The following is a 23,229-nucleotide window of genomic DNA, read 5'->3' on the forward strand; positions in this document are numbered from 1 at the left end:
GACTCCCCGTGGTGATCCTCCGGGGGGCACGATCCGGCCGTACCCCCTCGTTGACGCACACGGCCCGGCGGTGACGCCGGTTCACGCGGGTTCCGCCCTTTCGGAGTTCCGCGCCACCGGGATAGCTTCACCTTGTTCCACCCGTCATGTACCTGCCCGAGCGCCACCCGTGCCTCGGGCGGTTTCCGTTTCCGGATGATGTGGAGATCCCATGGCTCATCTGCGCTCCCGGCGCCGGTTCGCGCCGGCCGTCCCGGTCGTGCTGTCGCTGACCGCCTCGCTCGGCTTTCTGCCGACGGCGGCTTCTGCGGCCCCGTCCACGGCCCCGACGACGCGGGCGGCGGAGGGTTCGGCCACCACGTACGACGGCCCGGAGCTGTCCTACGTGGTCAACACGAGAACGGACCATCGCACGATCGAGTCGGTGCGCCGCGCGATAGGACGCAACGGCGGCACCGTCGTGGCCAGTTACGACCGTATCGGCGTGATCGTCGTGCACTCGTCGAACCCCGGCTTCGCCACCTCGATCCGCAAGGTGTCCGGCGTCTCCTCGGCCGGGGCCACCCGCAACGCGCCGCTGCCCGCGCAGTCCACCACCGACATGGGCGCGCCGAAGCCGCTGACGGCGGCGGAGCTGGCCAAGGCCAAGGCGGTGGACGGGCAGGACCCGTTGGAGCCGCTGCAGTGGGACCTGCCCGCCATCAAGGCGGACAAGGCCCATGAGAAGACGCTCGGCAGCAGCAAGGTGACGGTCGCCGTCATCGACACCGGGGTGGACGACACCCACCCGGACATCGCGCCCAACTTCGACCGGGCGGCCTCCGTCAACTGCGTCTCCGGTGCGCCCGACACGGCGGACGGCGCCTGGCGGCCGAGCGCCTCGGAGTCGCCGCACGGCACGCATGTCGCGGGCGAGATAGCGGGCGCCAAGAACGGCGTCGGCATCACGGGCGTGGCGCCGGGCGTGAAGGTCTCCGGCATCAAGGTGGGCAACCCGGACGGCTACTTCTACACCGAGGCCGTGGTCTGCGGGTTCGTGTGGGCGGCCGAGCACCACGTGGACGTCACCAACAACAGCTATTACACCGACCCGTGGTACTTCAACTGCACCGGCGACCCGGACCAGAAGGCCCTGGTGGACGCCATCACGCGGGCCACCCGGTACGCGGAGAGCAAGGGCACCGTCAACGTCGCGGCGGCCGGCAACGAGAACTACGACTTCGCCGCCGACTCGATCACCGACCCCTCCTCCCCCAACGACGGCACCCCCTCGGACCGGACCGTCGACCCGCGCAAGTGCTTCGACATACCCACCCAGCTCCCCGGGGTGGTGACGGTCGCGGCGACCGGCGCGAAGGGCGTCAAGTCGTCGTTCTCCAACTACGGCCTGGGCACGATCGACATCGCGGCCCCGGGTGGTGACTCGACCGCCTACCAGACCCCGGCCCCGCCCGCGACCAGCGGCCTGATCCTGGGCCCGCTGCCCGGCGGCAAGTGGGGGTACATGGCCGGCACCTCGATGGCCTCGCCGCACGTCGCGGGTGTCGCCGCGCTGATCAAGTCGGTCCACCCGCACGCCCCCGCCGCCGTGGTGAAGGCCCTGCTGTACGCGGAGGCGACGGCCACGCCGTGCACCGACCCGTACGACATCAACGGTGACGGCAAGGTCGACGCGGTGTGCGAGGGCACGAAGAACCGCAACGGCTTCTACGGCTGGGGGATCGCGGACGCGCTGGCGGCGGTGACGCACTAGGCGCCAGGGCGCCTCCTTGTGGGGCCGGGGTGGCTGATGCATAGTGCGGCCATGATCGATCCCATGACCAAGTCCGCCTGGGTCGCGCTCGGCGGCGATCGCACGCTGCTCGGCCGGCTGGTCTGTGTCGAGCGGCCGGGGGCCCTGATCGCCCGCCTTCCCGTGCAGCGGCTGGCGCGTGCGTGCGTGGGCACGTGCGCGCTGGCCGCCGCCGAACTGGGCGCGCTGCGGGCCGGGCTCGACCCCGTGCCGCGTGCCGTGGTGGACGACGGCGCGGTGGTCACCGCCTTCCACAGCGAGCGGCTGCTGCGGATCGACGGCCGCGCCCCGGTCAACTTCGCCCCGCTGTCCCGCTGGTGGCGCGCCGCGTACGGCTGGGTGCGCACCCACGCCAACTATCCGCACCACCGGCAGCGCCTCCTCGGCGCGCTGGGTCTGCCCGACGACGCCGGTCCGGAGGACGTGGAGCGGGTGCTCCTCGAACGCTCCGCCCTGGAGGTCGAGGAGGCGGTGTACGCGGCCGGGGGGCTGGCGGTGGCCCTGCGCACGCCTGGTCAGTGGGCGGCGCATCCGCAGGGCGCGGAGGTGGCGCAACGGCCGCTGGTCGAGCGCACTCCCATCGGGGCGACCTCGACACGTCAACTCCCGCCCCTGGAAAGGGGTTCCGGGCCCCTGCTGCCCGCCGCCGGGCTGCGCGTCCTGGACCTCACGCGCGTCATCGCCGGGCCGGTCGCCACCCGTACCCTCGCGCTGCTCGGCGCCGACGTACTGCGCGTGGACGCCCCCGAGTTGCCCGAACTGCCGGACCAGCACGCGGACACGGGCTTCGGGAAGCGGTCGGCCACTCTCGAACTCACCGCCGAAAGCGCGGCGTTGGAGGAGCTGCTGGCCTCCGCCGACGTGGTCGTCACCGGCTACCGCCCCGGTGCCCTCGACCGCTTCGGCCTCTCTCCGGAGGCGCTGGCCGAGCGGTACCCCGGCCTGATCGTCGCCCGGCTCTCGGCCTGGGGCGCGTACGGGCCCTGGGGTGAGCGGCGCGGCTTCGACAGCCTCGTCCAGGTCGCGACCGGCATCGCGGCCACCGAGGGCTCGACCATGGAGCCCGGCGCGCTGCCCGTACAGGCCCTGGACCACGGCACGGGCTATCTGCTGGCGGCGGGCGTCCTGCGGTCCCTTACCGAACGCTCCCGCGACGGCCGGGGCCGCCTGGTACGCCTCGCCCTCGCCCGGACCGCGCACTGGCTGACCACCGAGGCCGGCCGCGACCCACGCCCCGGCGGCCCGGAGTACGAGGGCCCGGACCCCTGGCTGGCCGAACAGGACAGCCCCCTCGGCCGCTTGCGGTACGCCCGGCCCCCGGTGTCCTTCACCGGCGGCCCGGCCGACTGGGCCACCCCGCCGGTGCCTTGGGGGTCGAGCCCGGCGAAGTGGAACTGACCGGGGCAGCCGGCCGCGCGCCAGGACGGGCCGGGATACGAGGGCCGAGGCCCGTGGCCGCGCCGGGAAGCCCGGGGCACGCCCGCCCCAGTCGCTCTTCACCGGCAACCGGCCCGACCGGGCCACCTCGCCCGTGCCCTGCGGGTCCAGGCCGGCGACGGGGAGCTGACCGGGCCGACCCGCAGGGGGCGAACCGTCAGTCGTTGGTGACCAGGACCTTCAGGGCCGTCCGCTCGTCCATCGCGCGGTAGCCGTCGGGGACGCCCTCGATGTCGACGGTCATGTCGAAGACCGGGGAGGGGTCGATGGTGCCGTTCAGGACGTCGGGCAGGAGTTCGGGGATGTAGGTGCGGACCGGGGCGACGCCGCCGCGCAGGGCGATGTTGCGGTCGAACATGACGCTGAGGTCCAGGCCGGTGCCGCTGCCGTGGGGGACGCCGACGAAGCCGATGGCGCCGCCGTCGCGGGTGATGTTGACGGCCGTGCTCATGGACTGCTCGGTGCCGACCGCCTCGACGACGGCGTGCGCGCCCTGGCCCCGGGTCAGCTCGCGGACGGCCGCGACCGCCTCCTCGCCGCGTGCCGCGACGACGTCGGTGGCGCCGAAGCGGCGGGCGATGTCGGTACGGGCCTCGTGGCGGCCGAGGGCGATGATCCGCTCGGCGCCGAGCCGCTTGGCAGCCAGTACCGCGCAGAGGCCGACCGCGCCGTCACCGACGACGGCGACCGTGGCGCCGGGGCGGGCGCCCGCGCCGAGGGCGGCGTGGTGGCCGGTGCCGAGGACGTCGGAGAGGGTGAGCAGGCCGGTGAGGAGGTGATCGTCGGAGGCCGCCTCGCCCGGCAGCTTCACCAGGGTGCCGTCCGCGAACGGCACCCGCACGGCCTCGCCCTGGCCGCCGTCGTAGCCGACGGAGCCCCAGAAGCCGCCGTGCACGCAGGACGTGGTCAGGCCCTCGGCGCAGTACTCGCAGGTGCCGTCGGACCACATGAACGGCGCGACCACGAGGTCCCCGCGCCGCAGGGTGCCCACGGCGGAGCCGGTCTCCTCCACCACACCGAGGAACTCGTGCCCTATCCGCTGCCCCGGCTGCCGGGCCGCCTCGCCCCGGTAGGCCCACAGGTCGCTGCCGCAGATGCAGGCGCGCAGCACGCGGACGACCGCGTCGGTGGGGAGCTGCACGATCGGCTCGGGCACGTCCGTCACCCGCATGTCGAACGGGGCGTGGATGGTGGTGGCGCGCATGACGGGGTCCTTCTCGTACCGGTGTGGTGGGGGCGCCCGGAGATGTCCCGAGCGCACCCACGGTACGCCGTCGCGGACCCGCTTCGCGCCGCGCGGTGCCCCGGACCAGCGGTGACGCCGTCAAGGGCGTCTCCCCGTACCGGTCTTGGGGGCGTACATCCTTGCGAGGACCGACCCGGTCGGTGGGGCGGAAGCCCCTGGGCGGCCCGGGTGTCGGCGGTGACCCGTATCCTCATTGACCATGCTCGAAGACCCCGCGACCGCAGTGTCCTCGCCCACCCCGTGGCCGGCCGTGTATCCGAAGGGATACGCGGTCGTTGACGTCGAGACCACGGGACTGGCGCGCGACGACCGGATCATCTCCGCGGCCGTGTACCGGCTGGACGCGCGCGGCGAGGTCGAGGACCACTGGTACACGTTGGTCAACCCCGAGCGCGACCCCGGCCCGGTGTGGATACACGGGCTGACGAGCGACGTGCTCGAAGGGGCCCCGCTCTTCACGGAGGTGGCGGAGGAGTTCGCGGCCCGGCTGGACGGCCGGGTGCTGGTCGCGCACAACGCTGTCTTCGACTGGCAGATGATCGCGCGGGAGTACGCGCGCGCCCGGCGCGAGCCCCCCGTGCGCCAGCGGCTGTGCACGATCGCGCTCTCCAAGGAGCTGCGGCTGCCGCTGCCCAACTTCAAGCTGGAGTCCCTGGCCGCGCACTTCGGGGTCGTGCAGCAGCGCGCCCACCACGCGCTGGACGACGCACGGGTGCTGGCCGAGGCGTTCCGGCCGAGCCTCAGGGCAGCCGCGGCGAACGAGGTGCGGCTGCCGCTGCTGGAGTGCCGTCCGCTCACCGAGTGGTCGGACGCCCCGGTCATCGGCCGCCAGGCGACCAGCTCCTACGGCGGCGGACGCGGCCCCGGCTGGCGCCCGGCGCGCAAGCGGCCCGCGTGCCCGTATCCCAACCCCGGGCGGTACGAACCGGGCAAACGTCTCAAGCAGGGCATGCGGGTGGCCTTTTCGGGTGACACCTCCACCGAGCGCGAGCTGCTGGAGGACCGGGCGACCGACGCCGGGCTGCACGTGGCCACCAGCCTCTCCCGGCTGACCAGCCTGCTGGTCACCAACGACCCCGACTCGGGCACCTCCAAGACGGCCAAGGCCCGCCAGTTCGGCACCCCGGTCATCGACGAGGCGGCCTTCGGGCAGTTGCTGCGCGATGTGGAAGCGGCCGACTGAGAGCCGTACACACGGGTGATTCCCCGCGATTCGCACCCGCGCCCGCTCGCCCGGCGGCCGGGTACGGCCCACTCTGAGGCGCATGGCGAGATGCGAAGTTTGCGGCAATGACTACGGAATGACCTTCGAGGTCCACGCACAGGGCGCGGTGCACGTCTTCGACTGCTTCTCCTGTGCCATCCACCGCATGGCACCCATCTGCGAGCACTGCCGGGTGCAGATCATCGGGCAGGGCGTGGAGGTGGAGGGCCACTGGTACTGCGGCGCCCACTGCGCCCGCGCGGAGGGGAGGGCGGGGGTGGTGGACCGGGTCTGACCCGGTACCCGCCCGAATGCGCCCCACGGCCCACAGGTACCGTCGTGGGGTGCACCGCTACCGCTTCCTGCTCACCCGCCAGTGGGTGATCCTCACCCTCGTCGTGATCGCGCTGGTCCCGACGATGATCAGGCTCGGTTTCTGGCAGCACCACCGGTACGAGGAACGCACCGCCCGCAACAACCTGGTCGCGCACGCCCTGCACGCCGACCCGGTGCCCGTGGAACGGCTCGCCGCCCCCGGCCGCGCCGTCACCCACGCCGACAAGTACCGCACGGTCACCGCGACCGGCACCTTCGACACCGCCCACGAGGAGGTCGTCCGGCGCCGCACCAACGCCGACGACGAGGTGGGCTTCCACGTCCTGACCCCGCTGCGGCTGACCGACGGCCGGGTGCTGCTGGTCAACCGCGGCTGGATTCCGGCGAACGGCGCCCAGACCGAGTTCCCGAAGGTCCCCGCGCCCCCCGCCGGGAAGGTCACGATCACCGGCCGGCTGAAGGCCGACGAGACCACCGCGGCCAGCGGCATCAAGCAGATCGCCGGCCTCCCCGACCGCCAGGTCATGCTGATCGACAGCGCCGACCAGGCGAAGCGGCTCGGCGCCCAGGTGCTCGGCGGCTATGTGGAGCAGACCGCGCCGGAGCCGAAGGGCGACACCCCGGAGCAGATCTCCAGCCCCGGCAGCGAGGACGCCCCGCTGAACTACGCGTACATGATCCAGTGGTGGCTGTTCGCCGCCGCCGTGCCGGTCGGCTGGTGGTTCCTGGTCCGGCGCGAGCTGCGCGACCGGGCGGCCGCCGCCGGACAGGAGAGCGCGGCCGAGGCGGAACCCGCCGCCGTGTGAGCCGGGCGTCACTCCCCCGGCGCACCACCTGATTGGCCGTCAGGCCGTGCGGGGAATCGCCAAGGCGTGAACCCGCGCATCGAGGACTACGCCGTCATCGGCGACGAGCAGACCGCCGCCCTGGTCGGCCGGGACGGCTCGATCGACTGGCTCTGCCTGCCCCGCTTCGACTCCGGCGCCTGCTTCGCCCGGCTGCTGGGCGACGAGGACAACGGCTACTGGCGGATCGCGCCGAAGGGCGCCGGCACCTGCACCCGGCGCGGCTACCGCCCCGACACCCTCGTCCTGGACACCGAGTGGGACACCCCCGAGGGCACCCTGCGCGTCACCGACCTGATGCCGCAGCGCGAGAAGGTCCCTGACGTCGTACGGATCGTGGAGGGCGTCAGCGGGCGGGTCACCGTGCGCAGCACGCTCCGGCTGCGCTTCGACCACGGCTCCATCGTGCCGTGGATGCGTCGCTCGGACGGGCACCGGGTCGCCGTCGCCGGCCCGGACTCCACCTGGCTGCGCTCCGAGCCGCACGTACGGACCTGGGGCGAGGACCTCGGCACGCACTCGGAGTTCACCGTGGCCGAGGGCGAGCGGGTGGCGTTCGTGCTCACCTGGCACCCCTCGCACCAGCCGCGCCCCCGGCTGATCGACCCGTACAAGGCGCTCAGCTCCAGCGTCCGGGACTGGCGGCACTGGAGCGGGCGGTGCCGCTACGACGGTCCGTACCGGGACATCGTGGTGCGCTCGCTGATCACCCTGAAGGCGCTCACCTACCGGCCCACCGGCGGGATCGTCGCGGCGGCCACCACCTCGCTGCCGGAGAAGCTGGGCGGGGTGCGCAACTGGGACTACCGCTACTGCTGGCTGCGCGACTCCACCCTCACCCTGAACGTGCTGCTCGCCGCCGGGTACCACGAGGAGGCCGAGGCGTGGCGCGACTGGCTGCTCAGAGCGGTCGCGGGCAGCCCGGAGGACCTCCAGATCATGTACGGGGTCGCGGGCGAGCGCCGGCTCCCGGAGACCGAGCTGCCCTGGCTCGCGGGGTTCGCGGGCTCGGCCCCGGTCCGCATCGGCAACAGCGCGGTGGACCAGCTCCAGCTGGACGTGTACGGCGAGGTGATGGACTCCCTGTGGCTGGCCCGGCAGTCGGGTCTTTCGGCCCGCCCGCACATGTGGGCCCTGCAGTGCGCGCTGATCGACTTCCTCGATGAGCAGTGGCGACAGCCGGACGAGGGGCTGTGGGAGGTGCGCGGCGGGCGCCGCCAGTTCACCCACTCCAAGGTGATGGCCTGGGTGGCGGTGGACCGCGCGGTACGCACCCTGGAGGAGCACCCGGAGCTGGAGGGCGACCTGTCGGGCTGGCGGGCGCTGCGCGACGAGATCCACGCGGAGGTGTGCGCCAGGGGCTACGACCCGGAGCGCAACACCTTCACCCAGTACTACGGCTCCCGCGAGCTGGACGCCTCGCTGCTGCTCATCCCGCGCGTGGGCTTCCTGCCCCCGGACGACCCCCGGGTGATCGGCACGGTCGACGCGATCGCCGCCGACCTGGGCGAAGGGGGCTTCGTGCGCCGCTACGACACCGAGGACCCCGAGGGCCCGGTGGTCGACGGGCTCCCCGAGGGCGAGGGCTCCTTCCTCGCCTGCTCCTTCTGGCTGGCCGACGCCCTGTACATGACCGGCCGCGCCGACGAGGCCCGCGCGCTGTTCGAGCGGCTGGCCGGGCTGGTCAACGACGTGGGGCTGCTGGCCGAGGAGTACGACGCGGAGGCCGGGTGCCAGCTGGGCAACTTCCCACAGGCGTTCAGCCACATCGCGCTGGTGAACACCGCCCTCACGCTGTTCGGCACCGAGGAGGCAGGATAGGAGCATGGATCTTGGACTGAAGGACCGGGTGTACATCGTCACCGGCGCCTCGCGGGGCCTCGGCAACGCGGCCGCGCGGCAACTGGTCGCGGACGGGGCGAAGGTGATCGTCACCGGCCGGGACGAGCAGCGGGTGGCGGACGCCGCCGCCGAACTGGGCCCGGACGCGGTGGGCGTGGCCGTCGGCAACGCCGAGGAGGACGCCCCGGAGCGGCTGATCGCGCTGGCCCGCGAGCGCTTCGGCCGTTTCGACGGCATCCTCATCAGCGTCGGCGGCCCGCCGCCCGGCTTCGTCGCGGACAACAGCGACGAGCAGTGGCGGGACGCGTTCGAATCGGTGTTCCTCGGCGCGGTGCGCCTGGCCCGCGCGGCGGCGGCCGAGCTGGAGCCGGGCGGGGTCATCGGCTTCGTGCTGTCGGGCTCGGTGCACGAGCCGATCGCGGGGCTGACCGTCTCCAACGGGCTGCGGCCGGGCCTCGCCGGGTTCGCCAAGTCCCTCGCGGACGAGCTGGGCCCGCGCGGCATCCGGGTCGTCGGCCTGCTCCCGGCCCGGATCGACACCGACCGGGTGCGGGAGCTGGACTCGCTGTCCGCCGACCCGGTCGCCACCAGGACGGCCAACGAGTCCCGCATCCCGCTGCGCCGGTACGGCACCCCGGAGGAGTTCGGGCGGGTGGCCGCGTTCCTGCTGTCCCCGGCCGCGTCCTATCTGACGGGCGTCATGCTGCCGGTCGACGGGGGCATGCGGCACGGGTTCTAGTACGGACCTCAGCTCACCCGGTCCGCCTTGTGCTTGACCCTCTTCAGCCGCACGTCCGTGGGCAGCGACTCCAGGCCCGTCGAGTCGCGGGCGGCGGCCAGCGGGCGGGCGCTGAAGTCGGCCAGGGTGGCGGCCGGGGACGCGTCGGGTTCCAGCCGGAGCCCGGCGCGCAGCGTCGGGGACGTACGACCGCCGGCCAGCCGGGTGTCGGCCCCGGCCACGCCCGGCCGGCGGGCCGCGTCGTCCGCGAGCGCGGACCGCAGCGCCCCGCCGCGCACCAGCGCGCCCCTGCCGTCGCCGGTGTCGACGAGGATCTCGGACAGGCTGCGCCTGCGCAGCACCGACACCAGCCACCACAGCCCGATCAGGAACAGGACGGCCAGCAGCGCGATCAGCGCCGGCCACCACCAGTCCTGGTCCCGCCAGGCGGTGCGCTCGGCCCGGCTGAGCAGCACGTCGTGCCGGCCGGAGTGCGGCCACCAGGAGGGCGGGGGCGCGCCGAGGCCGACGGCCAGCACGGACCCGCCGAGCACGAACAGCACCAGTCCGGCGAGCGCCAGCAGAACGCGGTTGAGGGCTCCTGAACGCATGCCGCTCATCCCTTCTTCCCGGGTCCGCGCAGGCGTACCGACAGCTTGGGTGGCCGGACCATGCCGAGGTCGGTCACGGCGCCGGCCAGCGCCGCGTCCAGGTCGCCGCGCACCTCGACGGGGTCACGGAAGTGCGAGATCACCCGCACGTCGGCACGGCGGCGGCGCATCCTCACCCGCGCCTCGCGCACCCCGGAGACCGTGACGGCCCGGTCGCGCAGCACCTGGGCGGCGGCGTCCCGGGTGAGCGCGGCGCGCACGTCGTAACGCGGGCGGAGCATGGGGAGCAGGTCGCGCAGGCCGGGGGTGATCGCGAGCAGGATCAGCCAGAGGCCGACGGCGGTGACGAAGGCGGCGCCCGCGAGCACCGGGATGTCGTCGAGGTGCCGCTCGGCCAGCTGGCGGGCGAGTTCGCGGCGCCAGTACATCGCGGGGTGCCCGGTGCGGACGGCGACCACGTCGTACAGCAGCAGGCCGGCGCCGCCCAGGGTGAGCAGGGCGATGATCGCCGAGGGGACGCGGCGGGCCGACCAGAAGCGGCCGCTGCCCTTGGCGTCCGGCGAGAGGGCGGGCTGCTGGGCGGTCGTGCCGGGGTGCTTCCCGGTGTCGACCACGGGCATGGGCCGGGTGGCGTCCTGCGGCGGCTCGCTCATACCGTCCTCCCCTGAAGCTCACCGGGCAGCCGCAGTCGCTCCACCTCGACGACCACCTCCGGCACCTCCATGTTCGCCAGCGTGCCCAGCCGGTCGGTGACCCGGCGGCGTACGGCGGCGCAACGCGCGCCGATGTCGCCGGGGTACTCCAGTTCCAGCACGACCCGCACCCGGGCGGTGGCGAACGGGCTGTCCTCCACCGGGCCGGTGCCGCGGGCCCGGGGACGGACATTGACCGTGGCGTGCGGGGGGTCGAGGTCGCGCGGCAGCGGGGCGATCGCCTCGCGCGCGGCCCGCGCGGCGATCTTGGCGACGACCCGGTCCGCGATCCGGGTGAACCCGCGCTCACCCGGCGGGGTGCGGTCCGGGACAGCCGGCGCCGCCGCGCCGGTGTCCGTGCTCATCGCGCTCACCGGCGCCAGTCGCGCCGGTCGCCGCCGGCGCGGAACCGGTCGTCACGGGGGCGGTCGTCGCGGCGGCGGAAGAAGTCACCGAGTTCCAGATCGCCGTCCACGAAACGACCGGCGAAGAATCCGACGGCCCCCAGGGCCGCCACCAGCACGAAGGCTCCGAACCCGCCGTAGAACCCGGCGAAGCCCAGCGCCATTCCGGCGATCATGCCGACTGCTGCCATGCTCATCTCTGCGGCGCTCCTTCACGCGAGTCGGCTCGTCCGGCCGAGTGATGTCAGCCGGTCCGGCCACTGGTACGAGTACCCCCCAACTCACTGGATACGAGGCTGCTCCGGCTCCTCGTCGTCCTCCTCGTCGGGGAGGTGGACGTCGCTGACCGCGATGTTGACCTCGACGACCTCGAGGCTGGTCATGCGCTCCACGGCGGCGATCACGTTCTCCCGTACCGCGCGGGAGACGTCGCCGATCGGGAAGCCGTACTCCACGACGATCTCCAGGTCGAGCGCGGTCTGCACCTCGCCGACCTCGGCCTTCACCCCTCGGGTCACGGTCTTGCCGCCGCCCGGGACCCGGTCGCGCATGGCACCGAGCGTGCGGGAGATGCCGCTGCCCATGGCGTACACGCCCACCGCGTCACGTGCCGCCATTCCGGCGATCTTCTCGACGACGCCGTCCGCGATCGTGGTGCGGCCTCTGGTCGCCGGGTCGCCGCCGCCGGGCCGGTTCTGCCTGCGGGCGGAGGTCTGCGGCTCGTTCTCGCCGCCATGGGTTGCCATCTCGCTCATCGCCACTGCTCCCCTTTTCGGTCGTCGTTCTCCGACCACCGTAAGCACGCCTGCGCCGTTGCGCGCCGTGGAGAGGGCAGGGTGGAGGAATGACGGCGGACTGGACACAGGCGGTACGGCAGCGACTGGCGCCCGGCAGACTGCTGCCGCTCGGCGGCAGCCGGGACGGCGCGTGGATGACGGAACGGGCGGCCGCCTCGGTGCTGGCCGGGGCGGCGGCCGGGGTGCCGGGGGCGTGGCTGGGCACGCTGCGGATCGGTCCGGCCGATCCGCCTCAGACGCGCGAGCCGGTCGTACCGGCTCCGCCGAGCGCGCTGTGGCCGGGGCCCCTTCGGGTGACGGCGGACTTCGCGGCGACCGCCGCCCGGCCGCTGCCGGAGACGGCGGACCGGCTGCGGGAGGCGCTTGACGCGGCGGCCGAGCGGCTCGGGCTCACCGTGACGGAGGTGGACCTGCGGGTCACGGACCTGCTGGAGCCGCCCGCCGAACCGCCTCCGGCGCCGCAGGCGCAGCGGGCGCCGGACGCCGAGCGGACCACCGACCCGGACGAGGCGGCGGTGGCCGCGGCCGTGCTCACGGTGGCCGGGGTGACCCGCCTGACGGCGGCCTTCGGTGACCGGGGGCACGCGGTCCGGGTCCAGCGGCGCGAGTCGGACGCGGCCCTCCCGCACCGGCATGTGTACGTGGAGGTCGCCACGGACTCCGCCCACCGGGCCACCGAGGTGGCCCAGCGGGTGCGCGCGGCGGTACGGGACGCGCTGGAGGACCGCCCGACGGTGGCGGTCCTGGTGACCGGCGTGGAGTGAGAGCCGGGGCCGGCTCAGTCGCCGATGCCGGCGAGGTCGCGCAGGCGGCGGGCCTGGGCGGCGCGTTCGGCGACGACCTGGGCGTCGAAGGAGCGGCCGACGGCACCGCGCAGCAGCGCCTTGGTCTCCACCACGGCGTCGCGCGGCGCGGCCAGCACCGCGGCGGCCAGGTCGGTGGCGGCGCCGTCGAGGTCGGCGGCGGGCACGGAGACGCTGGCGAGGCCGGAGACGACCGCCTCCTCGGCGTGCACGAAGCGGCCGGTCACACAGATCTCCAGCGCGCGGGCGTAGCCGACGAGGCCGACCAGCGGGTGGGTGCCGGTGAGGTCGGGGACCAGGCCGAGGCTGGTCTCGCGCATGGCGAACTGCACGTCGTCGGCGACGACGCGCAGGTCACAGGCGAGGGCCAGCTGGAAGCCGGCACCGATGGCGTGTCCCTGCACGGCGGCGATGGACACGATGTCGTTGCGCCGCCACCAGGTGAAAGCCTCCTGGAACGCGGCGATGGCGGAGTCCACCCCGGCGTCGTCACGGCGCGCGAGATCGATGAAGGTCGGCTCGCCCTCGATCCCCTCCGGGGTGAACATCTGGCGGTCGAGACCGGCGGAGAAGGACTTGCCCTCGCCGCGCAGCACGACCACCCGGACGGAGCCCGGCAGCGCCCGGCCCGCCTCGGCCAGCGCCCGCCACAGAGCGGGGCTCTGCGCGTTGCGCTTGGCGGGGTTGGTCAGGGTCACCGTGGCGAGCGCGTCGTCGACGGTGAGCCGTACGCCGTCCTTGTCGAGTACAGGAGTGAGGTCCTGGTCGGGCGAAGCCATGGGGCGCCTCCGGTGGGTGCGGTCATCGCACGGCGCCGTACGGCACCGCGAAGTGACTGCACAGTAACCACCCGGACGATCAGGGGACCGACCGGGTGGCCACCATCGAAGCCGATGGGCCGCCCGGAATCAGGACGACGCGGCCTTCTTGCCCCGCGTCGCACCGCCACGCCCACGGAGCGTGACGCCCGACTCGCTGAGCATCCGGTGCACAAAGCCATACGAGCGACCGGTCTCCTCGGCCAGCGCCCGGATGCTCGCACCGGAGTCGTACTTTTTCTTCAGGTCTGCCGCGAGCTTGTCGCGCGCGGCGCCGGTAACCCGGCTGCCCTTCTTCAGAGTCTCGGCCACCCGGTCCTCCTCATGGGAAGTGCGCTCTGGTCTTCTCATGATCACCCCTTCTCGTCGGGTTGGCCACCCATTCGGCAAGGTCCGTGAGACGAGGTTGTGACGACAGGAGCGGGTCCGCACATACGGAATCAGGGATTCCAGCCCGGCGCGCGCGTACCGCCGAACGGGTGGAATCGGGAAGTCCCAGGTCAGAGACGCGAGACGGCCGGCCCCCCGGTACCGCTCGGGTACGGGGGGACCGGCCGGAAAATCCGTGTAGGACACACCTCGGTATGAGGAGATCTCACTCAGATGGTGGATCACCACTGGGCCGAATGATCGGTGCGAGTGATCGCGCGGGGGTCAGGCGAGGGCCACCAGGTCGGCGTAACCGGAACCCCACAGGTCCTCGACGCCGTCCGGGAGCAGGATGATCCGCTCCGGCTGGAGCGCCTCCACGGCGCCCTCGTCGTGGGTGACCAGGACGACGGCGCCCTTGTAGGTGCGCAGCGCGCCGAGGATCTCCTCGCGGCTGGCGGGGTCGAGGTTGTTGGTGGGCTCGTCCAGCAGCAGCACGTTGGCCGAGGAGACGACCAGGGTGGCCAGGGCGAGGCGGGTCTTCTCGCCGCCGGAGAGGACCCCGGCCGGCTTGTCGACGTCGTCGCCGGAGAAGAGGAACGAGCCGAGCGTCTTGCGGACCTCGACGAGGTCCAGGTCCGGCGCGGCCGAGCGCATGTTCTCCAGCACCGTGCGCTCGGGGTCCAGGGTCTCGTGCTCCTGGGCGTAGTAGCCGAGCTTGAGGCCGTGGCCGGGGACGACCGAGCCGGTGTCGGGCTCCTCCGCGCCGCCCAGGAGGCGCAGCAGGGTCGTCTTGCCGGCGCCGTTGAGGCCGAGGATGACGACGCGGGAGCCCTTGTCGATGGCCAGGTCGACGTCGGTGAAGATCTCCAGCGAGCCGTACGACTTCGACAGGCCCTCCGCCATCAGCGGGGTCTTGCCGCAGGGGGCGGGCTCGGGGAAGCGGAGCTTGGCGACCTTGTCGGACTGGCGGACCGCCTCCAGGCCGGAGAGCAGCTTGTCGGCGCGCTTGGCCATGTTCTGCGCGGCGACCGTCTTGGTGGCCTTGGCGCGCATCTTGTCGGCCTGCGAGTGCAGGGCGGCGGCCTTCTTCTCGGCGTTCTGCCGCTCGCGCTTGCGGCGCTTCTCGTCGGCCTCGCGCTGCTGCTGGTAGAGCTTCCAGCCCATGTTGTAGACGTCGATCTGGGAGCGGTTGGCGTCCAGGTAGAACACCTTGTTGACCACCGTCTCCACCAGCTCGACATCGTGGGAGATCACGATGAAGCCGCCGCGGTAGGTCTTGAGGTAGTCCCGCAGCCAGACGATCGAGTCGGCGTCGAGGTGGTTGGTCGGCTCGTCGAGCAGCAGGGTGTCGGCGTCCGAGAACAGGATGCGGGCCAGCTCGATACGGCGGCGCTGACCACCGGAGAGGGTGTGCAGCGGCTGGCCGAGCGCGCGGTCGGGCAGGTTGAGCGCGGCGGCGATGGTGGCGGCCTCGGCCTCGGCGGAGTACCCGCCCTTGGTGAGGAACTCGGTCTCCTGGCGCTCGTACTGGCGCATGGCCTTGTCGCGGGTGGCGCCGGAGCCGTTGGCGATGCGCTGCTCGTTCTCCCGCATCTTGCGGATCAGCACGTCGAGGCCGCGGGCGGAGAGGATGCGGTCGCGGCCGAGGACGTCGAGGTCGCCGGTGCGGGGGTCCTGCGGGAGGTAGCCGACCTCGCCGGAGCGGGTGATGGTGCCGGCGGCCGGGATGCCGTCACCGGCGAGGCACTTGGTGAGGGTGGTCTTGCCCGCGCCGTTGCGGCCGACGAGGCCGATGCGGTCACCCTTGGCGACACGGAAGGTGGCGTTCTCGATGAGGACGCGCGCACCGGCGCGCAGCTCGATACCGGAGGCGGAGATCACGGACATACTCCTGGGCGTACGTGGTTGACGGATGGGCGGCTGTCGAGGGCGTTCCCGCCGTCTAATGCGCGAGGAGAATGGCCATGGGGCCAGTCTAACGGGGGCGGGCAAGCCCTTTTCCTGCCTCCGGTGGCAGGATGCGGGGACTCTCGGGGTACACATGCGGCGTGAGCTGCGGACGACGGGTGGGACGGGTCGGCCGGAAGCGCGCCAGAGCCGATGGACGCTGACAGAAGGTGACGGGCTGTGCAGTTCGACGACGACGCGAATCTGGACACCTCCGAGGTGCGGGATGTGCGCGGGAGCCGGCTGCCGGGCGGCCGGGCGACGATCGGCGGGGGTGTCGTCGGGCTGGTCGGGCTGTTGCTGGCGCTGTTCCTCGGCGTCGGCCCGGACCAGCTCGGGCTGTCCTCGGGCGGTGACGAGTCCGCGTCCCAGCCCTCCTCGGTGAGCGAGGTGCAGCAGTCCTGCCGTACCGGACGGGACGCGAACACCCGTGAGGACTGCCGGGTGGTCGCGGTGGTCAACAGCGTGCAGGACTACTGGTCGGGCGAGTTCCGGCAGCAGGGCAAGCGGTACACCCCGGCGGAGACCTATCTCTTCAGCGGCCAGATCCGTACCGCCTGCGGGGCGGCGACGGCGGCCGTGGGGCCGTTCTACTGCCCCGGCGACAAGCGGGTCTACCTTGACCTGGGCTTCTTCGACGAGCTGCGCACCAGGTTCGGGGCGACCGGCGGGCCGTTCGCGCAGGCGTATGTGATCGCGCACGAGTACGGCCACCATGTGCAGGACCTGATGGGCACGCTGGGCCGGACCCAGGACGGGACGACCGGTGAGAACAGCAGCTCGGTCCGGGTGGAGCTGCAGGCGGACTGCTACGCCGGGGTGTGGGCGCACCACGCGACCTCGACGCCGGACGGGTCGACGGGCAAGCCGCTGATCACCGAGCTGACCCCGGCGGACATCAAGGACGGGCTGAACGCGGCGGCGGCCGTGGGCGACGACCGTATCCAGCAGGAGTTCCAGGGGAAGGTCACCCCGGAGACCTGGACCCACGGGTCCTCGCTCCAGCGGCAGCAGTGGTTCGACCAGGGCTACCGGACGGGCGACCCGGACCGGTGCAACACCTTCGGCTGAGGCGTACGCCCCCGCGCTGAGCGGCGGGGGCGTCGGGGCGGGCCGCGCTCAGCCGCCGGTGTGCACCTGGAAGGCGGCCCGGCGCACGGCCTTGGCGAGGGCCGGGTCGGGGTGGGCGGCGGCGAGCGCGACCAGGACCTGCACGGTGCGCGGGTGGCCGACGGCCCGGACCTCCTCCAGCAGGGCGGGGACGGTGGGCTGGACCGCCGCCTCCAGGTGCCGGACGAGCATCTCGGTCTCGCCGTGGTCGGCGACGGCCGCGGCGGTGTCGACCCAGAGCCAGGTTGCTTCCTCGCGGGTGAGCACCTCGTGGGCGTCCTCCGGGTCGACACCGTCGTACTCGGCGAGCCACAGCAGGGCGTAGGGGCGCAGCGCGGGCTCGGCGACGACGGCGCGGACCTCGTGCTCGGCGGGGGCGCCGACCACGCGGAGCGCCTCGAAGGCGAGGCCGCGCAGCAGGGCGTCGTCGCCCCGGGCGGCGTCCAGGAGCTGGCCGACGGCTCCGCCGACGGTGCGGGCGGCGAGCCAGGCGCGGTATTCGGCGCGGGCGGCGTTGGGGCGCAGCTGGGCGCAGCCGCGCAGCATGTCCTCGGCGGACTGCTCGATGTTCCCGGCGGGACTCTGCGCGGCGACGCAGATCTGCTCCAGCTTGACCCAGACCGCCCAGCTGCCGAGCGGGGTGAGGGTGGCGTGGCCGTCGCCGTGGGTGAGCGCGCCGACGGCCGCCAGCGCCTCCACGGCCCAGTCCAGGAGGGGGGCGAGGGGAACGTCCGGGGCGGGCGCGGTGAGGACGGGGGCCTCGTCGGCGCCGGGCGGGTAGGTGACCTCGCACCGCTCGGTGCGCAGTTCGGTGACCCGCTGCTGGAGCAGGTCGAGCAGCTGCTCCGCCGGGACGGGGCCCGCGGAGAGCTGGAGGAAGGAGAGGACCTGGGGCATGGCGGAGACGACCTCGGCGACCGTGGCCGGCTCCTGCCCGTGCGGTTCGGGGCAGGCCAGCGACCAGGCGTCGAAGAGGGCGACCCAGCCGCGCAGTACGGCGCTGTCGTCCCGGTCCCAGGCGCGCAGGCGCCAGCCGGGGCGGGCGCTGTCGCCGTGCACCTCGACCAGGCCGGAGAGGCGGGCGGTGTCCCAGTCGGCGCGGATCTGCGCGGGGGTGAGGCCGAGGTCGGCGGCGGCGTGCTCGGCGGTGCTGTCGGAGAGGGTGGCCTTGCCGTCGGCGGTGGCGGCGGCGCTGCCGGGGCCGAGGGCGAGGTCGGCCCACCGGGCCACCCGGACCGCCCCGGCGAGGACGGTCCGGGCGAGTCTCGCCAGTTCGGCGGGGGCCGGCGTCCCCTCGGGCGGCCGGGGTGCGGCGCGGCGCACGCGCCGCTGGTTCACAGCTCTGGGGGCGGCGGCCAGGGGTCGCGGTCGGACGAGTCGAAGCCTGGAGTCGCGCGGGATACGGGACGTCACGGGTGCAGTCTTCCGGTTGACGGTCCGAAAACCCAAACGGGAAGTCACAGGGGGCAACAGAGAGGGCCAGAACCGGACCTCCGGCCGGGGTCCGCGACGCCGCGTCGCTACAGCAGCGGGGTGAGGAAGCGGCGGAGGAGGTCCTCGTAGGCCGTGGGGTCGGCGTTCCACATGGCGGCGTGGGGGGCCTTGGGGACGGGGTGGAGGGATATGAGGCCGGGCTGGCGGGCGGCGAGGCGGCGGGAGTCGGCCCAGGGGGCGATCTGGTCGTCGGGGCCGTGGATGATCAGGGTGGGGACCTTGAGGGGTTCGACGGCCACGGCGTGCTTGGCGGTGCGCATCCCGGCCCGGCCCTGGGCGGCGCGCACCGCGAGGGGCAGCAGGGGGCCCGGGACGTGCCGGGCGTGGGCCAGGGCGCGCAGGGTGGCCTCCCAGCCGAGGACGGGCGAGTCGAGGATCAGCCCGGCGATCCGGTCCCGTACCGAGGAGCGTTCGGCGGCGCGCAGCGCCATGGTGGCGCCGGTGGACCAGCCGAGGAGGACGACCCGTCGGGCGCCGTAGCGGACGGCGTACCGGATGGCCGCGTCCACGTCCCGCCACTCGGTCTCGCCGAGGTGGCTCAGGCCGTCCTGGGAGCGCGGGGCGCCGATGTCGCCCCGGTAGGCGAGGGCCAGTACGGGCAGGCCGAGGGCGTGGAGTATCCCCATGACGTTGAGGGTCTGCTCGCGGGTGGTGCCCAGGCCGTGCACGGCGATGACCCAGGTGTCCCGGGGTCCGGGCACGAACCAGGCGGGGAGCGGGCCGAGTTCGCCGGGGATGTCGATGTCGGCGTACTCCAGGCCGAGGGCGGAGCCGGGGTCGCCCACGTACGCGTTGGGGGTGAGCCAGGCCGGGTCGCCGGGGGCGAAGGCGCCGTGGGTGAGGCGTTCGAGACGGCGTACGACGGTGTCCGGGCTCTGTTCGGCCCCCTCCAGCACCGCGCCGACGACCGCGTGCGAGCCGTTGCCCGCGAGGCCGTGGACGCCGGGGCGGCGGGAGGCGAGGTCACGGGTGAGGGTGATGCGTCCGCCCTCCAGGCCGTGCACGGTGAGCCGGGGTTCGGTGGGCAGCGGGCGGCCGGGCGGCAGTTTCAGCGCGGCTCCGCTGGCCAGCCTTCCGACGGCCACGGACGCGGCTCCGGCGGCCAGCACGGCACCGATGGCGGCGGCGACTACGTGGACTTTGCGCACCCGTCCAGTGTCATGGGCCGGGCGGGTCCCGGCCAGTGGAGCACCGGCGCTCAGCGCTGCCCGTACCCCCGCAGCCGCTCCCCCGCCTCCGCCAGTTCCGCCTCGCTCAGCAGCGACGGGCTCAGGCCCGGGACCGAGGACGCGGTGAGCCAGACGCGGCACATCCACTCCAGCTGGGCGGTGCGGTCGTAGGCGCGGTCCAGGGTGTCCCCGTGGGTGAGCGTGCCGTGGTTGCGCAGCAGGCAGCCGGAGCGGCCGTCGAGGGCCCGGAGCACGTGGGCGGCGAGTTCGGGGGTGCCGTAGGGGGCGTAGGGGGCGACCCGGACGGGGCCGCCGAGGGCGCCGGTCATGTAGTGGATGGCGGGCAGCTCGGTGACCAGGGTGGAGACGGCGGTGGCGTGCACGGCGTGGGTGTGGACGATCGCGCGGGCGCCGGTGGTGCGGTACACCGCGAGGTGCATGGGGAGTTCGCTGGTCGGCACCAGGGTGCCGAGCACCTGACGCCCGGCGAGGTCGACGCCGGTGACGTCGGCCGGGGTGAGCCGGTCGTAGGGCACGCCGGAGGGGGTGACGAGCACGGTGTCGCCCACCCGTACGGAGACGTTGCCGGAGGTGCCGACGACCAGTCCGTCGGCGACGGTCCGCCGGGCGGTGGCCACCAGTTCGTCCCAGGCCCGCGCCTCGTCGCCGTCCGCGTCCCGCCGCTGTTCCGCCATGCCGTGATCCTGCCAGCCGGCGGCCGGACGTGTGCCCGCTTCGGCCCGCCCACGCGCCGCCGAACGAGCGAAACCGACCGGAAACGCCTGAAATAGTCACACTTCTGACGGCCCCCCGGCTTTCACTGATCCCTCTTGCCGCTGGACCACGTCTCGCCGGGGGACCGCATGGCCCGTGACCGCTCATCAACCCGTCGCCGCGCGGGCGTCCTCGCGGCGGCCCTTACGGCCCTCACCCTGACCGGGACGGTCACCGCCGCCCACGCCCCGCTGGCCGCCGAGGCCGGAACGCGCGGGAGCCGGCCCAAGGGCCACGACGTCTCCTCGCATCAGCGCGGCGTCGACTGGTACACGGCCCGCGCCAAGGGCGCCCGCTTCGCGTACGTCAAGGCGACCGAGTCCACGACCTACCGCAACCCCTACTTCACCGGCCAGTACGACGGCGCCCGCCGGGCCGGCCTGATCCGGGGCGCGTACCACTTCGCCCTGCCGAACCGTTCCTCCGGCGCCGCGCAGGCCGCGTACTTCGTCCGGAACGGCGGCGACTGGCGGGCGGACGGGGTGACGCTGCCGCCCGCGCTGGACATCGAGTACAACCCGTACGACAAGCACCACAAGTGCTACGGGCTGAGCCGGGCGCGGATGGTGCGCTGGATCAGGTCCTTCAGCGACGAGGTGCGCCGGGAGACCGGCCGCCGCCCGGTCATCTACACCACCACCAACTGGTGGACCGCCTGCACGGGCGACACCCGCGCCTTCGCCGCCGACCACGCGCTGTGGATCGCGAGCCACGGCTCCTCCGCCGGCCCCGGCAGGCTGCCCGGCGGCTGGCGGTACTGGACGTTCTGGCAGCACGGCACCAAGGGAGGACTGCCGGGTGACCAGGATCTCTTCGGCGGCTCCACGACCCGGCTGCGGGCCTTCGCGCGCGGGCGCTGAACAGGCCCCGCAAGGCCGCCGGGAGCCCCCGGAATCCGGTGCCCCGCTTCCGGCACCAAGGCGCCCGTCCCAGTTCACCTTCCGTTCACCCAGGTTGCCTACGTTCATCCTGCCAACGACTTCGAACGATTGCCTGGGTAAATGGAAAGCTTCTCGCTGATCCTCGCGATAGTGGTGATAACCGCACTCGCGTTCGATTTCACGAACGGTTTCCACGACACCGCCAACGCGATGGCCACCACCATCTCGACCGGCGCTCTCAAGCCCAAGGTCGCGGTGGCCATGTCCGCCGCGCTCAACCTGGTGGGCGCTTTCCTCTCGGTGGAGGTCGCCAACACGATCTCCAAGGGTCTCGTCGACGAGACCGGCATCCGTCCCGAGGTCATCTTCGCGGCCCTGACCGGCGCGATCCTCTGGAACCTGCTGACCTGGCTGGTGGGCCTGCCCTCCAGCTCCTCGCACGCACTGATGGGCGGCCTCGTCGGCGCCACCGTCGCCTCGGCGGGCTTCGGCGCCGTCCACGGCGACGCGCTGGTGACCAAGGTGCTGCTCCCGGCCGTGGCCGCGCCGATCGTGGCGGGCCTCGCCACGATGTTCGCCACCCGCCTCTCCTACGGCATCGGCCGCGACGGCGACACCCCCGCGACCCGCAAGGGCTACCGCGCCGGCCAGATCGCCTCGGCCGGCCTGGTCTCCCTCGCGCACGGCACCAACGACGCGCAGAAGACCATGGGCATCATCACCCTCGCGCTGATCGCGGGCGGTGCCCTCTCCCCCGGTTCCAACCCTCCCACCTGGGTGATCCTCTCCGCCGGCCTGGCCATCGCGCTCGGCACCTACATCGGCGGCTGGCGCATCATCCGCACCATGGGCAAGGGCCTGACCGACCTGGAGCCCCGCCAGGGCTTCGCCGCGCAGACCAGCGCCGCGACCGCGATCCTGGCCTCCTCCCACCTCGGCTTCTCCCTCTCCACCACCCACGTCGTCTCCGGCTCGGTGATGGGCGCGGGCCTGGGCCGCAAGGGCGGAGTGGTCCGCTGGTCCACCGCCAGCCGCATGTTCGTCGCCTGGGCGCTGACCCTGCCGGCCGCCGCGCTGGTCGGCGCGGGCGCCGAGGCCGTGACCGGCCTGGGCGACTGGGGCACCGGGCTCGTCGCGCTCTTCCTGATCGGCTCCAGCTTCGCCATCTGGAAGATCTCCCGCCGCGAGGTCATCGACCACACGCACGTGGCCGCCGAGGAGTACACGGAGCCGGCCGGTGTGGTGACCACCGCGATGGCCATGGTCACCCCGCCCCCCGTGGGCATGGTCGCGGACGACCTGACGGCCACCATCCCGGCCGCCACCGCCGAGCCGCGTACGACCGAGCCCACCCCCGCCACCACCGCGCCGTCGGCCCGGGTCTGACCACCCGGCAACTGGAGGAACATCCCCATGAAGATCGACTGGGCGGCCCTCGGCTCCGTCTTCGGCGTCAGCCTCGTGGTCACGGTGGCCCTGGTGGGCCTGTTCACCCTCGGCGTCGGCGGGCTGGCCCGTCGCGAGCGCGCGGCGGCCACCGGCGGCTCGGCCCCGCTCGCGGTGACCGGCGCCTACGCCTGCTTCGCCGCCTGCGCGGCGGCGGTGGCCTACGGCTTCTACCTGATCGTCGCCTAGCGCCCACGCTCCGGAAGGCCCCCGCACGGCATGTGCCGCGCGGGGGCCTTCCGCTGTTCCCACCGGTGCCGGTGTGGGGCTCCACACACTCTTCTCCCGCAGGTCACAGGCAGGTTGACGGCCCTTCCGGGCACGTGGTGGACTTCGCGGGCCATGTACGGCGACAGCAGAGGAAGCCGGTGCGAATCCGGCGCGGTCCCGCCACTGTCACCGGGGAGAAGTCCCCGGGAGCCAGGAACTCTCGTCGCCGGTCTCGTCGAACCAGGGCGTGGACACCCTGAGTGAGGACTACCGTGATGCCC

General features: G+C 73.5%; 24 protein-coding genes and 1 riboswitch. Of the genes, 12 read left to right on the forward strand and 12 right to left on the reverse strand.

Going from position 1 to position 23,229, the window contains the following annotated elements:
- The first annotated feature begins 211 nt into the window (after positions 1–211).
- Both D0Z67_RS06035 and D0Z67_RS06040 read left to right on the forward strand, forming a co-directional pair.
- On the forward strand, positions 212–1,753 hold the full coding sequence (locus tag D0Z67_RS06035) for a S8 family peptidase (RefSeq protein ID WP_031182091.1): 1,542 nt from the start codon (positions 212–214) through the stop codon (positions 1,751–1,753).
- 51 nt (positions 1,754–1,804) lie between these two features.
- The gene (locus tag D0Z67_RS06040) at positions 1,805–3,190 is read left to right on the forward strand and encodes a CoA transferase (RefSeq protein WP_420824426.1); all 1,386 of its coding nucleotides are present in this window, start codon (positions 1,805–1,807) and stop codon (positions 3,188–3,190) included.
- A gap of 196 nt (positions 3,191–3,386) precedes the next feature.
- Here D0Z67_RS06040 and D0Z67_RS06045 read toward each other — a convergent pair whose 3' ends face one another.
- Entirely contained in the window at positions 3,387–4,433 is a 1,047-nt protein-coding gene (locus D0Z67_RS06045) for a zinc-dependent alcohol dehydrogenase family protein (protein WP_031182089.1), read from the reverse strand.
- A 241-nt stretch (positions 4,434–4,674) separates the two neighbouring features.
- On the opposite strand from D0Z67_RS06045, the gene D0Z67_RS06050 reads away from it, so the two are divergent.
- From D0Z67_RS06050 to D0Z67_RS06070, 5 genes are all read left to right on the forward strand, one after another.
- Complete coding sequence (locus D0Z67_RS06050) at positions 4,675–5,658, forward strand: DEDDh family exonuclease (protein WP_031182088.1); 984 nt, start codon at positions 4,675–4,677, stop codon at positions 5,656–5,658.
- An 82-nt stretch (positions 5,659–5,740) separates the two neighbouring features.
- Positions 5,741–5,974, forward strand: coding sequence for a hypothetical protein (locus D0Z67_RS06055; protein WP_078873419.1), 234 nt, complete (start codon positions 5,741–5,743; stop codon positions 5,972–5,974).
- A 16-nt stretch (positions 5,975–5,990) separates the two neighbouring features.
- Positions 5,991–6,821 carry an SURF1 family cytochrome oxidase biogenesis protein gene (locus D0Z67_RS06060; protein WP_199812207.1) on the forward strand — a complete coding sequence of 277 codons (831 nt, stop codon included), beginning with the start codon at positions 5,991–5,993 and terminating at the stop codon, positions 6,819–6,821.
- Positions 6,822–6,887: 66 nt separating this feature from the next.
- Positions 6,888–8,681, forward strand: a complete 1,794-nt coding sequence (locus tag D0Z67_RS06065) for a glycoside hydrolase family 15 protein (RefSeq protein WP_031182085.1) — start codon at positions 6,888–6,890, stop codon at positions 8,679–8,681.
- 4 nt (positions 8,682–8,685) lie between these two features.
- Entirely contained in the window at positions 8,686–9,441 is a 756-nt protein-coding gene (locus D0Z67_RS06070; protein ID WP_031182084.1) for an SDR family oxidoreductase, read from the forward strand.
- 8 nt (positions 9,442–9,449) lie between these two features.
- Here D0Z67_RS06070 and amaP read toward each other — a convergent pair whose 3' ends face one another.
- From amaP to D0Z67_RS06095, 5 genes are all read right to left on the reverse strand, one after another.
- On the reverse strand, positions 9,450–10,040 hold the full coding sequence (gene amaP / locus D0Z67_RS06075; protein ID WP_420824427.1) for an alkaline shock response membrane anchor protein AmaP: 591 nt from the start codon (positions 10,038–10,040) through the stop codon (positions 9,450–9,452).
- On the reverse strand, positions 10,037–10,684 hold the full coding sequence (locus tag D0Z67_RS06080) for a DUF6286 domain-containing protein (protein WP_031182082.1): 648 nt from the start codon (positions 10,682–10,684) through the stop codon (positions 10,037–10,039). The genes amaP and D0Z67_RS06080 overlap by 4 nt, the downstream gene beginning before the upstream one ends.
- Positions 10,681–11,088, reverse strand: a complete 408-nt coding sequence (locus D0Z67_RS06085; RefSeq protein WP_031182081.1) for a hypothetical protein — start codon at positions 11,086–11,088, stop codon at positions 10,681–10,683. Before D0Z67_RS06085 ends, D0Z67_RS06080 begins: the two co-directional genes overlap by 4 nt.
- A gap of 5 nt (positions 11,089–11,093) precedes the next feature.
- Positions 11,094–11,324, reverse strand: coding sequence for a hypothetical protein (locus tag D0Z67_RS06090; protein ID WP_031182080.1), 231 nt, complete (start codon positions 11,322–11,324; stop codon positions 11,094–11,096).
- Positions 11,325–11,408: 84 nt separating this feature from the next.
- Positions 11,409–11,873 (reverse strand): Asp23/Gls24 family envelope stress response protein, encoded by a 465-nt coding sequence (locus tag D0Z67_RS06095; RefSeq protein WP_234312817.1) that lies wholly within the window; start codon positions 11,871–11,873, stop codon positions 11,409–11,411.
- Positions 11,874–11,971: 98 nt separating this feature from the next.
- On the opposite strand from D0Z67_RS06095, the gene D0Z67_RS06100 reads away from it, so the two are divergent.
- Entirely contained in the window at positions 11,972–12,688 is a 717-nt protein-coding gene (locus D0Z67_RS06100; protein ID WP_031182078.1) for a hypothetical protein, read from the forward strand.
- Between the two features lie 14 nt (positions 12,689–12,702).
- Here D0Z67_RS06100 and D0Z67_RS06105 read toward each other — a convergent pair whose 3' ends face one another.
- From D0Z67_RS06105 to abc-f, 3 genes are all read right to left on the reverse strand, one after another.
- Positions 12,703–13,506: an enoyl-CoA hydratase/isomerase family protein gene (locus tag D0Z67_RS06105; protein ID WP_031182077.1), complete on the reverse strand. Its 804-nt coding sequence runs from the start codon at positions 13,504–13,506 to the stop codon at positions 12,703–12,705.
- A 129-nt stretch (positions 13,507–13,635) separates the two neighbouring features.
- Positions 13,636–13,857 (reverse strand): helix-turn-helix domain-containing protein, encoded by a 222-nt coding sequence (locus D0Z67_RS06110; RefSeq protein WP_004002281.1) that lies wholly within the window; start codon positions 13,855–13,857, stop codon positions 13,636–13,638.
- A gap of 342 nt (positions 13,858–14,199) precedes the next feature.
- On the reverse strand, positions 14,200–15,798 hold the full coding sequence (gene abc-f, locus D0Z67_RS06115) for a ribosomal protection-like ABC-F family protein (protein ID WP_031182076.1): 1,599 nt from the start codon (positions 15,796–15,798) through the stop codon (positions 14,200–14,202).
- Between the two features lie 246 nt (positions 15,799–16,044).
- Here abc-f and ypfJ point away from each other — a divergent pair, with 246 nt between their 5' ends.
- Positions 16,045–16,935: a KPN_02809 family neutral zinc metallopeptidase gene (gene ypfJ / locus D0Z67_RS06120; RefSeq protein ID WP_031182075.1), complete on the forward strand. Its 891-nt coding sequence runs from the start codon at positions 16,045–16,047 to the stop codon at positions 16,933–16,935.
- A 48-nt stretch (positions 16,936–16,983) separates the two neighbouring features.
- Here the strand turns inward: ypfJ and D0Z67_RS06125 are convergent, their stop codons facing one another.
- From D0Z67_RS06125 to D0Z67_RS06135, 3 genes are all read right to left on the reverse strand, one after another.
- Positions 16,984–18,387, reverse strand: a complete 1,404-nt coding sequence (locus D0Z67_RS06125; protein ID WP_199812206.1) for a hypothetical protein — start codon at positions 18,385–18,387, stop codon at positions 16,984–16,986.
- A gap of 107 nt (positions 18,388–18,494) precedes the next feature.
- Positions 18,495–19,616, reverse strand: a complete 1,122-nt coding sequence (locus tag D0Z67_RS06130; RefSeq protein WP_031182073.1) for an alpha/beta hydrolase — start codon at positions 19,614–19,616, stop codon at positions 18,495–18,497.
- 50 nt (positions 19,617–19,666) lie between these two features.
- Entirely contained in the window at positions 19,667–20,332 is a 666-nt protein-coding gene (locus tag D0Z67_RS06135; RefSeq protein ID WP_031182072.1) for a class II aldolase/adducin family protein, read from the reverse strand.
- 168 nt (positions 20,333–20,500) lie between these two features.
- Here D0Z67_RS06135 and D0Z67_RS06140 point away from each other — a divergent pair, with 168 nt between their 5' ends.
- The 3 genes from D0Z67_RS06140 (at position 20,501) to D0Z67_RS06150 (ending at position 22,927) form a co-directional block, all read left to right on the forward strand.
- Positions 20,501–21,271 carry a lysozyme gene (locus D0Z67_RS06140; protein WP_031182071.1) on the forward strand — a complete coding sequence of 257 codons (771 nt, stop codon included), beginning with the start codon at positions 20,501–20,503 and terminating at the stop codon, positions 21,269–21,271.
- A 141-nt stretch (positions 21,272–21,412) separates the two neighbouring features.
- A complete protein-coding gene (locus D0Z67_RS06145) occupies positions 21,413–22,678 on the forward strand; it encodes an inorganic phosphate transporter (protein WP_031182070.1) in 1,266 nt (421 codons plus the stop codon).
- A 27-nt stretch (positions 22,679–22,705) separates the two neighbouring features.
- The gene (locus D0Z67_RS06150) at positions 22,706–22,927 is read left to right on the forward strand and encodes a hypothetical protein (protein ID WP_031182069.1); all 222 of its coding nucleotides are present in this window, start codon (positions 22,706–22,708) and stop codon (positions 22,925–22,927) included.
- 121 nt (positions 22,928–23,048) lie between these two features.
- Positions 23,049–23,187, forward strand: a riboswitch (cobalamin riboswitch).
- Positions 23,188–23,229: the final 42 nt, after the last annotated feature.

The sequence above is a fragment of the Streptomyces seoulensis genome (assembly GCF_004328625.1).
In the GTDB taxonomy this organism is placed as follows: Bacteria; Actinomycetota; Actinomycetes; order Streptomycetales; family Streptomycetaceae; genus Streptomyces; species Streptomyces seoulensis.

Coding starts and splice junctions, on each gene's coding strand:
- D0Z67_RS06135 (WP_031182072.1), bottom strand. CDS start 20,332: ATGGCGGAACAGCGGCGGGACGCGGACGGCGACGAGGCGCGGGCCTGG.
- D0Z67_RS06080 (WP_031182082.1), bottom strand. CDS start 10,684: ATGAGCGAGCCGCCGCAGGACGCCACCCGGCCCATGCCCGTGGTCGAC.
- D0Z67_RS06040 (WP_420824426.1), top strand. CDS start 1,805: ATGATCGATCCCATGACCAAGTCCGCCTGGGTCGCGCTCGGCGGCGAT.
- D0Z67_RS06050 (WP_031182088.1), top strand. CDS start 4,675: ATGCTCGAAGACCCCGCGACCGCAGTGTCCTCGCCCACCCCGTGGCCG.
- D0Z67_RS06150 (WP_031182069.1), top strand. CDS start 22,706: ATGAAGATCGACTGGGCGGCCCTCGGCTCCGTCTTCGGCGTCAGCCTC.
- D0Z67_RS06085 (WP_031182081.1), bottom strand. CDS start 11,088: ATGAGCACGGACACCGGCGCGGCGGCGCCGGCTGTCCCGGACCGCACC.
- D0Z67_RS06035 (WP_031182091.1), top strand. CDS start 212: ATGGCTCATCTGCGCTCCCGGCGCCGGTTCGCGCCGGCCGTCCCGGTC.
- D0Z67_RS06105 (WP_031182077.1), bottom strand. CDS start 13,506: ATGGCTTCGCCCGACCAGGACCTCACTCCTGTACTCGACAAGGACGGC.
- amaP (WP_420824427.1), bottom strand. CDS start 10,040: ATGAGCGGCATGCGTTCAGGAGCCCTCAACCGCGTTCTGCTGGCGCTC.
- D0Z67_RS06100 (WP_031182078.1), top strand. CDS start 11,972: ATGACGGCGGACTGGACACAGGCGGTACGGCAGCGACTGGCGCCCGGC.
- D0Z67_RS06140 (WP_031182071.1), top strand. CDS start 20,501: ATGGCCCGTGACCGCTCATCAACCCGTCGCCGCGCGGGCGTCCTCGCG.
- D0Z67_RS06070 (WP_031182084.1), top strand. CDS start 8,686: ATGGATCTTGGACTGAAGGACCGGGTGTACATCGTCACCGGCGCCTCG.
- D0Z67_RS06095 (WP_234312817.1), bottom strand. CDS start 11,873: ATGGCAACCCATGGCGGCGAGAACGAGCCGCAGACCTCCGCCCGCAGG.
- D0Z67_RS06055 (WP_078873419.1), top strand. CDS start 5,741: ATGGCGAGATGCGAAGTTTGCGGCAATGACTACGGAATGACCTTCGAG.
- D0Z67_RS06060 (WP_199812207.1), top strand. CDS start 5,991: ATGCGCCCCACGGCCCACAGGTACCGTCGTGGGGTGCACCGCTACCGC.
- D0Z67_RS06145 (WP_031182070.1), top strand. CDS start 21,413: ATGGAAAGCTTCTCGCTGATCCTCGCGATAGTGGTGATAACCGCACTC.
- D0Z67_RS06090 (WP_031182080.1), bottom strand. CDS start 11,324: ATGAGCATGGCAGCAGTCGGCATGATCGCCGGAATGGCGCTGGGCTTC.
- D0Z67_RS06045 (WP_031182089.1), bottom strand. CDS start 4,433: ATGCGCGCCACCACCATCCACGCCCCGTTCGACATGCGGGTGACGGAC.